This is a genomic window from Chryseobacterium subflavum, assembly GCF_055762745.1.
This window is the reverse complement of sequence record NZ_JBVTMR010000002.1, coordinates 82,005-93,165: the sequence shown is the minus strand read 5'-3', so window position 1 is coordinate 93,165 and position 11,161 is coordinate 82,005. Positions and strand designations below refer to the sequence as shown.

General features: G+C 36.2%; 8 protein-coding genes. 7 read left to right on the top strand and 1 reads right to left on the bottom strand.

Annotated features, from left to right (window positions below; all coding sequences use genetic code 11):
* Nucleotides 1-79: 79 nt before the first annotated feature.
* Nucleotides 80-2,860 carry a bifunctional aconitate hydratase 2/2-methylisocitrate dehydratase gene (locus AC0INN_RS09700; RefSeq protein WP_306612985.1) on the bottom strand — a complete coding sequence of 927 codons (2,781 nt, stop codon included), beginning with the start codon at nucleotides 2,858-2,860 and terminating at the stop codon, nucleotides 80-82.
* Nucleotides 2,861-3,306: 446 nt separating this feature from the next.
* Between AC0INN_RS09700 and AC0INN_RS09695 the strand changes: the two genes are divergently transcribed.
* The 7 genes from AC0INN_RS09695 to AC0INN_RS09665 all read left to right on the top strand — a co-directional run bounded on the left by AC0INN_RS09695 (nucleotide 3,307) and on the right by AC0INN_RS09665 (nucleotide 11,148).
* Nucleotides 3,307-4,080: a WG repeat-containing protein gene (locus AC0INN_RS09695; protein ID WP_172281210.1), complete on the top strand. Its 774-nt coding sequence runs from the start codon at nucleotides 3,307-3,309 to the stop codon at nucleotides 4,078-4,080.
* 210 nt (nucleotides 4,081-4,290) lie between these two features.
* Nucleotides 4,291-6,402, top strand: coding sequence for a TonB-dependent receptor (locus AC0INN_RS09690; RefSeq protein ID WP_306612983.1), 2,112 nt, complete (start codon nucleotides 4,291-4,293; stop codon nucleotides 6,400-6,402).
* A 152-nt stretch (nucleotides 6,403-6,554) separates the two neighbouring features.
* A complete protein-coding gene (locus AC0INN_RS09685) occupies nucleotides 6,555-7,307 on the top strand; it encodes an HU domain-containing protein (RefSeq protein ID WP_273649981.1) in 753 nt (250 codons plus the stop codon).
* Nucleotides 7,292-7,816: an acyl-CoA thioesterase gene (locus AC0INN_RS09680; protein WP_273649979.1), complete on the top strand. Its 525-nt coding sequence runs from the start codon at nucleotides 7,292-7,294 to the stop codon at nucleotides 7,814-7,816. The genes AC0INN_RS09685 and AC0INN_RS09680 overlap by 16 nt, the downstream gene beginning before the upstream one ends.
* 171 nt (nucleotides 7,817-7,987) lie before the next feature.
* Entirely contained in the window at nucleotides 7,988-8,923 is a 936-nt protein-coding gene (locus AC0INN_RS09675; protein ID WP_273649977.1) for a 2-hydroxyacid dehydrogenase, read from the top strand.
* Nucleotides 8,924-9,280: 357 nt separating this feature from the next.
* Nucleotides 9,281-9,670: a hypothetical protein gene (locus AC0INN_RS09670; protein WP_306612980.1), complete on the top strand. Its 390-nt coding sequence runs from the start codon at nucleotides 9,281-9,283 to the stop codon at nucleotides 9,668-9,670.
* A gap of 215 nt (nucleotides 9,671-9,885) precedes the next feature.
* Nucleotides 9,886-11,148, top strand: coding sequence for a serine hydrolase domain-containing protein (locus tag AC0INN_RS09665; protein WP_273649973.1), 1,263 nt, complete (start codon nucleotides 9,886-9,888; stop codon nucleotides 11,146-11,148).
* The last annotated feature ends 13 nt before the right edge of the window (nucleotides 11,149-11,161 follow it).

Sequence of the window (11,161 nt, the reverse complement as noted above, 5' to 3'; positions counted from 1 at the left end):
GAAAGGTTTCAATCCAATAGATTAAAACCTTTCTTAAATTATCATATAAAAGAGTCTTTCGACTTATTATTTCAAGCTCTTAATGACCAACCTGAACAAGCTCTTTAATAGGTGGAGCAAATTTAGTAAGGTCAATACCTTCAACTGCAGCTTTATATTCATCTATATTAGGAATTCTTCCAATGATAGAAGATAGAACGACAACAGGTGTTGATGCAAGCAGGGATTCTCCTTTTTTACGTTCTGAATCTTCAACTACTCTTCCCTGGAAAAGACGGGTAGAAGTTGCCAGTACAGTATCTCCTTTAGCTGCTTTTTCCTGATTACCCATGCAAAGGTTACATCCCGGGCGTTCAAGGTACATTACGTTTTTATATTCTACACGGGCTTCTCCCTTAGGAGCATTATCATCAAATTCGAAGGCAGAATATTTTTCCAGTAGTTCCCAATCCCCTTCAGCTTTAAGTTCATCAATGATGTTATAAGTGGGAGCAGCTACTACAAGAGGAGCATTAAATTCTACTTTACCTTGCTGTTTTTCAAGGTTTCTTAGCATCTGGGAAACAATTTTTAAATCTCCTTTATGAACCATACATGATCCTACAAATCCAAGATCTACCTTTTTCTCTCCTCCGTAATAAGAAAGAGCTCTGATGGTATCATGTGTATATCTTTTGGAAACGTCTTCATTGTTTACGTCAGGGTCAGCGATCATCGGCTCTACAATAACATCAAGATCTACAACAACTTCAGCGTAATATTTAGCATTCGCATCAGGAGTTAAAGCCGGTTTTTCCCCGGATCTGATCTCTGCAATTCTTTTGTTTGCTTTATTGATCAATCCCTGAAGAACCTGATTTTTATTATCCATTCCTTTATCGATCATAATCTGGATTCTGCTTTTTGCGATTTCCAATGATTCGATCAGAGTATTGTCTTCAGAAATGTTGATGGATGCTTTTGCTTTCATTTCAGCAGTCCAGTCTGTAAAGGTAAATGCTTGATCAGCAGGAAGAGTTCCGATGTGGACTTCAATAATTCTACCCTGGAACACATTTTCTCCACCGAATTGTTTCAGCATCTGAGCCTGTGTTGCATGAACCACATCACGGAAATCCATGTGTTCTTTCATGTTTCCTTTAAAGGTAACTTTTACAGATTCAGGAATCGGCATAGAGGCTTCACCTGTGGCTAAGGCAAGGGCTACTGTTCCGGAGTCAGCTCCGAAAGCAACACCTTTAGACATTCTCGTGTGAGAATCACCACCGATGATAATTGCCCATTCGTCTACCGTGATATCATTAAGAACTTTATGAATTACATCGGTCATTGCATGGTATTCACCTTTAGGGTCACGGGCTGTAATCAATCCGAACTCGTTCATGAACTTCATAAGTTTAGGAATGTTTGCCTGAGCTTTTTTATCCCATACTGAAGCGGTATGACATCCTGATTGGTATGCACCATCTACTACCGGAGAGATCACTGTAGCCGCCATCGACTCAAGTTCCTGAGAAGTCATAAGACCTGTTGTATCTTGTGATCCAACGATATTTACCTGTACACGAACATCAGAACCTGCATGTAATACTTTACCTGGTGTTGTTCCAACAGCATTTCTGTTGAATATTTTTTCTACTGCCGTAAGGCCTTGCCCTTCATGGGAAATTTCTTTTGAAGGAGCAAAAACAAGAGGAGTTTCTATTCCTAAAAGTTGTGCAGCGAATGTTTGAAGTTTTTTACCAAAAACAATGGCATATGAGCCTCCGGCTTTAATAAACTCCATTTTCTGAGGTGTGAGAGCCTTCGAAATATCAATAAGCTCCTGATCACCTTTATATAATTTTTTCTCTTTAATGTTGATTGTAAGTACAGTTCCTGTAGCTACAGAATAGGCTTCCTCAAGGATTGGCTCACCATTTTCATTACGAAGAGGATTGCCATTTTCATCCAGTTTTTTCACCCAGTTTTTAAGGTCGATACCTATACCTCCTGTAACATCTACGGTTGTAAGGAATATGGGAGAAATACCATTTGTACCTCCAACGATCGGGGCAATATTTACAAACGGTACATATGGACTTGCCTGCTTACCTGTCCATAAAGCCACATTATTTACTCCGGACATTCTTGAAGAACCTACACCCATAGTACCTTTTTCTGCAATAAGCATTACGCTTTTGTCAGGATGCTGTGCCTGCAGAGCTTTGATTTCTTCCTGTGCCTGAGGCGTGATCATACACTTACCATGAAGCTCACGGTCAGATCTGGAGTGAGCCTGGTTACCCGGAGAAAGTAAGTCTGTTGAAATGTCACCTTCACCGGCAATATAAGTAACAATCTTGATTTCGTCAGCAATTTCTGGTAATTTTGTGAAAAACTCAGCTTTTGCATAGCTTTCAATAATCTCCTGTGCGATTTCATTACCATTATTGAATGCTTCTTTCAGACGGTTGGTATCTGCGTCATATAGGAAAACCTGCGTTTTAAGAACGTTTGCTGCTTCTTTTGCGATAGAAATATCATTCCCTAAAGCAAGATCAAGGAGTACTTCAATCGAAGGACCACCTTTCATGTGAGATAGAAGCTCAAAAGCAAATGCAGGTGATATCTCCTCTACTACAGATTCACCCAGAATTATTTCTTTTAAAAATTTTGCTTTAACACCTGCTGCACTGGTCGTTCCCGGAAGGGTATTGTAGATGAAAAACTTAAGAGAATCTGCTCGGTCTGCATTAGCCGGGTCTTTAATTTGTGCGATGATTTCGCTTAGCAATTCTGCACCATCAATCGGCTTTGGATGAAGCCCCTGGTTTTTTCTTTCCTCAATCTCTTTGATGTAATCCTTATAATTATTCATATAGAAGTCTTTTCAATATTAATTAAAGGTAGATTGATAACGCCACTTTTCCTTACCAGTCAGAATTAAACCATAATATGCCGTTTTTGAGCTTTGCATTCTGATATGTAACACGGACCGGTTAAAATAAGTACAATCTACATTGCTTTTATAAAATGAAAGATAATGTTTCATGCCAAAGCTAAGTATAAAGGACCTTATCGAAAAGTGTAAATGGCTTACCTGTAGTCTGTCTTGCCGCAAAAACTCTCTTTGTAACGTTGGAAAACTTTCTGATCATATCAATATCAAATCTTGTATTCCAAAGACGTTTTAAAATTATCAAACATTTAAAAATGCTCCCAAAAGTACGAATTTTTAATATTTTATAAGGATGAAATTATTTAGATTCTTTATAAATATGATTTTTATATTTTCTATTTTGGCTGTACTTTTGCAAAAAATAAATGATGAAAGTGAAAAATGTAATGGGTCTGCTATCCCTTTTTATTTCGATTTTTGTTTTTTCACAGGCTAAATCTGTGAAGAAATATCCGGTTAAAAAAGTTTCCAAAGCGGTTGTTAAAAAAGCATCCGAACCAAAAATCAATCCCGATCTGGTTGTTATTAATGACGAGATTCCTGTTCTGATTCCACAAAAGAAGGATGGCAAATTCGGTTATGTCAACCAAAAAGGAAAATTCATTATTCAGCCTGAATACCATATAGCTGTTTTTTTTGCTGAAGACTGTAATTTACTGTATTCCCCTAATGAAAAGGTCAGAAAATTCGGAACAAAAGAATATGCTACAGTTGAAAAAGATCTGATTTCTTATAGAATAGATCAGACCGGAAAAAGAGTATATCAGTACAAAAATTCCGATCTGGGACAATGTAAGATGGAATTTAAACAGCAACAATATCAGGCCTATATTTTAAATGGCTTTTACGGAATTATTGAACCTTCAAAATTTATGAATGCTGCTGATTACAGAGAATATCAGATCTATCCTCAATATGAATATCTGCATATCATGGAAGGAGATGATGTTTCTGATCCTATGATCGTCGCTTCTCATAATGACCGCTTTGGAGTAATTGATGTTCATAATAAAATTGTGATCCCTTTTGAGTATTCCAATATTAAAAGAAATTTCAGTTGGAAATTGGGAAAGATGTTTGAAGTAACAAAAGATGGAACAAACTATTATTATATAGATTCGAAGAATAAAGCGTACTAAGCAATGTGAGCCCCGGGTATCCACATGCCTCTCCCATCTCATATATTTTTTGTAATTTCGCGGCTGAAATAAAGGGGTGCTTTTACAGGCTGAGATTATACCCACTGAACCTGGAACAGGTAATGCTGTTTAGGGACGCTCCGGCTTTTGCCGGAATTGTATAATATCTTATTGATCCCCTTTTATTCATTAAATTTTAAAATTTATAGAATGAAAGGATTATTTTTTTTAGGGCTTACTGCCAGTTCAATGGCTTTCTCCCAAACCCAAAATACAGATTCCTTAAAAATCAAGGAAATTGAAGCGGTTAATTTTACCAGGAGACTTCCCGTTGCAAAGGAGATCATTAATGTACAAAGAGACCTGGACAGCAGGAACCTCGGACAGGATCTTCCCATACTTTTAAAAAATCAGACTTCTGTAATTTCCACTTCAGATGCCGGAAACGGGGTGGGATATACTGGTTTTAGAATTCGTGGAGTTGCTGGAAGGGGAATAAATGTTATGATGAATGGAGTTCCGTTTAACGATTCGGAGAGCCAGGGTACTTTTTTTGTGAATGTCCCGGATTTGACAAGCTCGGCATCACAGATTGTGATTCAGAGAGGAGTAGGAACTTCCAATAATGGGGTTTCGGCTTTCGGTGCGAGTATCAATGTTATATCCAAAGATCCGGAAGATAAGTTTTATGTAAAAACAGATGACAGTTACGGGTCTTTTAATACCTATAAATATTCTGCTGAGGTAGGTTCCGGAAAGTTTTGGAATAATCGTCTGTCATTGATGGGTAGGTATACCCACATCAGTTCTGACGGATATATTGACAGGGCTTCATCAAGATTAGATTCTTATAATTTCACTGCCTTATTTGAAGAAGGAAAAACAAGGGTTCGTCTGATGGCTTTTGGAGGGAAGGAGAAAACATATCAGGCCTGGAACGGGATAGACAGGAAAACATGGGAGACAGATCCGAAGTTTAATTATTCAGGTGCAATTTATGGCGCTGATGGGAATATCACAGGTTTTTACAATAATGAAACTGATAACTACAGGCAAAATCATTATCAGTTATTATGGGAACAGGGGTTTAATGATCATTGGAATTTAGAGACAACTTTGCATTATACCAAAGGAAAAGGGTATTATGAAAATTATAAGCAGGGAGATCCGTTTTCAAGGTATAATTTACCCAATATCATAGAAGGAGGGCAGACCATAGAAACATCAGATTTTATCAGAAAGAAATGGCTGAACAATGATTTTTACGGAATTGTTTCAACCCTTTACGGAAAATACGAAAACCTGGATCTTAATTTCGGTGCCGTGGCAAATCAGTACTATGGAAGACATTATGGGAATGTGACGGGTGTGTTCTTTCCTATTGATGAGCATGAGTATTACAGAGGGCGTTCGGTAAAAAATGAGGTGGCAGGATTTGCAAAAGCTTTGTTTAGGGTCAATGATTTTGAGTTCTTTGGAGATTTGCAGCTTAGAAATATTGACTACGATACAAAGATTTTATTGGAAGGTGATGATGAAGGTGCTAATATCAAGAAAAACTGGTTGTTCTTCAATCCGAAAGCAGGGATAAACTACAGAATAGGAAATGGTAAAATATTTTTATCCTATGCACATGCTCAACGGGAACCGAACCGGGACGATCTTATTGCCAATAATGAAGTAAAAGCTGAAAAGCTTCATGATTTCGAAGCAGGGTTTGAAAAACAGCTTGGTATTATTTCATTGACGGCTAATTTGTATTATATGTATTATGTAAATCAGCTGGTGCTTAACGGAGAACTGAATAATGTTGGAGCTTTTATCCGTACAAATTCGGGTGAAAGCTATAGGAGAGGTATCGAGATAGGGGCAGTCGCAAAAGTTTCAAAGCAATGGGAGATTTCAGGGAATGTTAGTTTAAGTCAAAACAGGAACCAGGACTTTAAAATAGAAAATAAAGCGGTTGTTAAAGAATTGGGAAATACACAGATCTCGTTCTCTCCAGATGTTGTTGCTAATCTGGGATTAAAATTTAATCCTGATAAAAATTTCCAGTTTTCATTGATGAATCAATATGTCGGAAAACAATATCTTGATAACACTGAAGATCCGAATTTACAGCTTAAGGATTACTTTCTTACCGATTTTAATGCACAATATCAGCTCAGGATTGCCAACAATGATATTGCTTTAAAGCTTTTGGTTAATAATATTTTCAATAAAAAATATGTCAATAACGGTGCTGTGTATGGCGGTGAGCCGTATTATTTTTCACAAGCGGGAATTAATTTTATGTTTGGAATAAGTTGGAAAATACAATAAGAATAATGTAAAAATAGTTGCTGTTTTTTTTGAAATATGCAAAAAAGATATCTAAACTTGGAAATTATACATGATAAGGCTGCTCAGGCAGTCTTTTTTTATCCAAATAAATGTCATAAAAAGTCCTGAAAAAGTTATAAATTTGCTGCCAGATGAATATTTCAGCTTACATTCTAGAATATCTGAAACAATTTGGTTCTGTTACAGTTCCAGCGTTTGGCGTGTTTTCTCTGGAGAACTCAAAAGCGATTATTAATTCTGAAAACGGAAGTATACTTCCTCCCTCCAGTCAGATAGCCTTTGCATCAGATTATGAGGTGGAATCAGAAGAACTGGTATCCTTTATAAGTAGTCAAAAACAAATTTCAATTGAGTCTGCACAGAATGAATTGCAAATTCAGACTGATTTCTGGAAGAAAAAACTCCAGGCGGATCAGATTTTGGAAATTCAGAATCTGGGAACAATTTTTATTGAAGATGGTGAGCCCCATTTCAAAGGAAAAAGACTGGAGTCCAACCATCCTGAATATTATGGCCTGGAAGAGATCAGGCTTTCGGATATTAATAGTGCACAGAAGCCTTTGGTTTCAGAAAATAAAGAGAGCGATTATAAATTTAATAAATCCATTCTTTGGATCTTTCTGTTCATTATTCCTGTTTTAGGAATTTTGTATGTAGCATTCTCACAGCAGGAACTATTGTTTGGGAAAAAATCATTCGATAGTGTTTCTGTACAGACAAAAACAAGAAGAATAGTAAAAGACACGGTAAAGATTAAAAAAGATTCTGTTCAGATGAAAACTTTAGATTCCCTGAAAAAAGATTCTTTACCAAAGCAGATTGAAAAAGGAGCAAACCTTAAAAACACTCAAAACAACACTAAGGCAACATGGCAAAAAAAATAAAAAAGGCGTCGGAATCCCTGACGATTATGACTAATATTGTTCTTCCCAATGAAACAAATTCTTTAAGAAACCTTTTTGGTGGAGAGCTTTTGGCAAAAATGGATCGGTGTGCCTCAATTTCGGCTGCAAGACATTGTGAAAGAAGAGTAGTGACAGCATCCGTAAACCATGTTTCTTTCAATCATCCTATTCCTGAAGGTGGAGTAGTTGTTCTGGAATCAAAAGTTTCAAGGGCATTTTCTACTTCCATGGAGGTGTATGTTGATGTTTGGTTGGATGATCCCATCAATCAAAAGAAAATGCATACCAATGCAGGTATTTATACGTTTGTTGCAGTGGATGAATTTAATCGTCCGATTCCTATTCCTGAAATGATTCCTGAAACAGAAGAAGAAAAAGAAAGGTTTGCTGCTGCTTTTCGTAGAAAAGAACTTTCATTGATTCTTTCCGGTAGAATGAAACCTCTGGAATCGGTGGAGCTTAAAAAGCTTTTCCAGGAACCGAAATAAATACGAGTAAACAAGTGGTTGGTACAAACTTGACCACTGATTTTTGCCAACATATGATCAAAAATTATGAAAGCAGGTATTTCTGAGAATGAAATATTCGGAATTGCATACACAGTGATTCTAATTGGTGTTATTGGTTAATAAAATTTGTGTCATCAGTGTTTAAATATTATGAAAATCCTTCTTTTAGATAAAAATCATCCCCTTATCACGGAGCAGCTTCTCGCAAAAAATTTTATCCTGGAAGAAGACTTTACGTCTTCTTATGATGAGGTTTGTAAAAAAATTCATCATTATGACGGTGTGATTATAAGAAGCAGGATTCCTTTGGATAAGCACTTCCTTGAAAAAGGGAAAAAGCTGAAGTTCATTGCAAGAGTAGGAGCAGGAATGGAGAATATTGATATTCCCGCCGCTGAAAAGTTGGAAATTCAGCTGATTAACTCCCCGGAAGGAAACAGGGACTCCGTGGCAGAGCATGTTGTAGGAATGTTGCTGATTCTTATGAATCGCCTGTTTATAGCTTCCCAGGAAGTGAAAAACGGAATTTGGCTGCGCGAAGAAAACAGAGGTGACGAATTGCTAGGAAAAACTGTTGGGCTGATTGGTTATGGAAATATGGGGAAGGCGACTGCTAAAAGACTTTCCGGTTTTGGCTGTACTGTGATTTTCCATGATATTTTACCCGGTCTTTCTGATGAATACGCTACACAGGTTTCTTTAAAAGACCTGAAGGAAAGGGCTGAAGTTTTAAGCTTACATATTCCCTTGACCGACGAATCTTATTATCTGATCGATGGACCGTTCATTTCCGATATGAAAAATGATTTCTATTTTATAAATACGGCAAGAGGGAAAAATATAGAAACGAAAAGTTTAGTTGAGGCTTTAAAAGCTGGGAAAGTAAAAGGGGCATGTCTTGACGTATTAGAGTATGAGAAATCTTCTTTTGAAAACTTAGAGGCAGGGGAAAATGAAGACCTGCAATATCTGCTGGAATCAGAAAAAGTAATTGTAACACCGCATATAGCGGGATGGACGCATCAAAGCAAAGAAAAATTGGCCCAGGTTATTGTGGATAAGATTGTCGCTAGGTTCGCTGGTTAAGAGTAAAACAATAATAAAAAAGTGCTATCAATTGATAGCACTTTTTTATTATCAATATACTGTAAAAAGAATAAAACTGACAAATATCATAGGCTGTCCATATGTCCATGGCTACACGATTTTTTACAGATTTTTCACAAAGGCTTTTCAAATAGCTGTATAATTAGTGACCTCCTTGAAAAAAATAACTACATTAGTGAATGTTAATTTAAGTTTCTGATAATCAGCTATTTGAATATAAATAATTTATTTTTATTATGCTATTCTAACTTAAATTATTAATTGAATTGAGTCATTTTGTTTAATAATTACAGCGAATTAACCAAAATACAGATTATGAAAAAGTTATTTTTACCGATGGTATTAGTCTTATTTTCTTTCAACTTTTGCACTGTTGAGAGTAATGATACCATATCAAATCAAGAAACAAGTGCGATACAATCGAATTATCAGGGAAAGTGGATTGTTAAAGAGTATTCGATACCAAGGCTGGGAGAACAATTTTTACCAGCTGATGGTAAGGGCTGGTATATTCAGTTTAATGAAGATCAGACATTTTCAACTTCTGCACCTAATGGAACATTTTCCGGAACTTACGAATTTAGAGATGGCGCCTTTCACTGTACGACAAGTGAAGGAGTTGTGTCTAAATTAGTTATTAAAGGGACAGATGGAAATAAAGTGATCATAGATAATCTTTCTGGTACAGGAGTTAAATTCTGTACTTTTAAGGTGCTGAAAGAATAATAAGATTGTTAAGGGCTACTCATTTTTCAGTGATATTGCCCGTGATAAAAATATCAAAGAACACAAACTATTTACTTTAAAAATGGCTCAATTAAGAATAAACTGTGTAATGCAGTTTATTTTTTTTAACGATACTGTTAAATAATTCATAATTCGTATTGAGGAGTCAATATTTATTTTGAGTTTTATTAAATTGCCGCTCATTTTTGATACTCATGAAGAAGCATAATTTTGTCCTTTTTTTAGCTGCTTTTGCATTTTTGTTTTCCTGTAAGAATAAATCCGAAACTAAAGAAGCTGTAGCAGAAAATACTACTAACCTACCCAACTACGGAAATGTGGACCTGAGCAAGGTTTTTACAAAAGCAGATGATCAATTGCCTAATAAAGCTTCTCTGGTACAATATATTGATCAGTATTATAAAAAAGTATGGGATGCCGGTGACTTAAGTGGTGGAATACTTGTTGCTAAAGGAGATGACATTCTATATGAAAATTACAGAGGTTTTGGAAGAGAAGGAAATCAAATGCCTATTGATAAAAATACACCTCTTCATGTTGCTTCTGTTTCAAAGACGATGACGGCGATGGCGATGATGAAGTTAATTGAGGCAGGAAAAATAAAATTGTCTGATCATTTAACACAATATTTCCCGGGATTTCCTTATCCGAATGTAACCGTTCAGAACTTGTTATCACAGAGAAGCGGTTTACCCAAATACGAATATTTTATTACTAAAATTCAACCGGCTCCCGTTGAGCTTTCCAAAACATTCATGACCAATCAGGATGTATTGAATATGATCATCAAATATAAACCTGAACTGGCAAGAGACACAGATACTGGTTTTATGTATTGCAATACAAATTTTGCTTTATTGGCATTGCTGATTGAGAAGATTACAAAAACTCCGTTTCCTCAGGCCATGAAGGAAATGGTATTTGATCCTCTTAAAATGAAAAATACCTATATCTTCCAGGAGAAAGATATACCTACCGCTGCACAGTCTTTTTATTACGGACGAGGTAAGCTATATCCTTTGGACAGACTTGACCTTATTTACGGAGACAAGAATGTATATACTACTCCAAGGGATCTTTTTAATTTTTCAAAAGCAATGTTTTCCAAGGATTTCTTAAAGCCGGAACTTATGCAGATGGTTTTTACACCTTACAGTAATGAAAAAGCCGGAATGAATAATTACGGATTAGGTTTCCGGATGAAGATTTTTGATAACGGAGAGAAGCTTACCTATCACAACGGATGGTGGCATGGAACGAATTCTGTTTTTGCCCATTTGTTAAATTCAAAGGTGACCATTGTTGCCATTGGAAACAAATATTCAAACAGGGTGTATACAGCATTGGCATTATCCGGATTATTTGAAGATTTTCCTGCGCAAAAAGATAAGCTGCATAGTGTCATGAACGATAATCAGGATTCTTTAAAAAATGGACATGAAGTTTTTGGAGAATAATGTTTACTTTTGC

Coding starts and splice junctions, on each gene's coding strand:
- AC0INN_RS09700 (WP_306612985.1), bottom strand. CDS start 2,860: ATGAATAATTATAAGGATTACATCAAAGAGATTGAGGAAAGAAAAAAC.
- AC0INN_RS09695 (WP_172281210.1), top strand. CDS start 3,307: ATGATGAAAGTGAAAAATGTAATGGGTCTGCTATCCCTTTTTATTTCG.
- AC0INN_RS09690 (WP_306612983.1), top strand. CDS start 4,291: ATGAAAGGATTATTTTTTTTAGGGCTTACTGCCAGTTCAATGGCTTTC.
- AC0INN_RS09685 (WP_273649981.1), top strand. CDS start 6,555: ATGAATATTTCAGCTTACATTCTAGAATATCTGAAACAATTTGGTTCT.
- AC0INN_RS09680 (WP_273649979.1), top strand. CDS start 7,292: ATGGCAAAAAAAATAAAAAAGGCGTCGGAATCCCTGACGATTATGACT.
- AC0INN_RS09675 (WP_273649977.1), top strand. CDS start 7,988: ATGAAAATCCTTCTTTTAGATAAAAATCATCCCCTTATCACGGAGCAG.
- AC0INN_RS09670 (WP_306612980.1), top strand. CDS start 9,281: ATGGTATTAGTCTTATTTTCTTTCAACTTTTGCACTGTTGAGAGTAAT.
- AC0INN_RS09665 (WP_273649973.1), top strand. CDS start 9,886: ATGAAGAAGCATAATTTTGTCCTTTTTTTAGCTGCTTTTGCATTTTTG.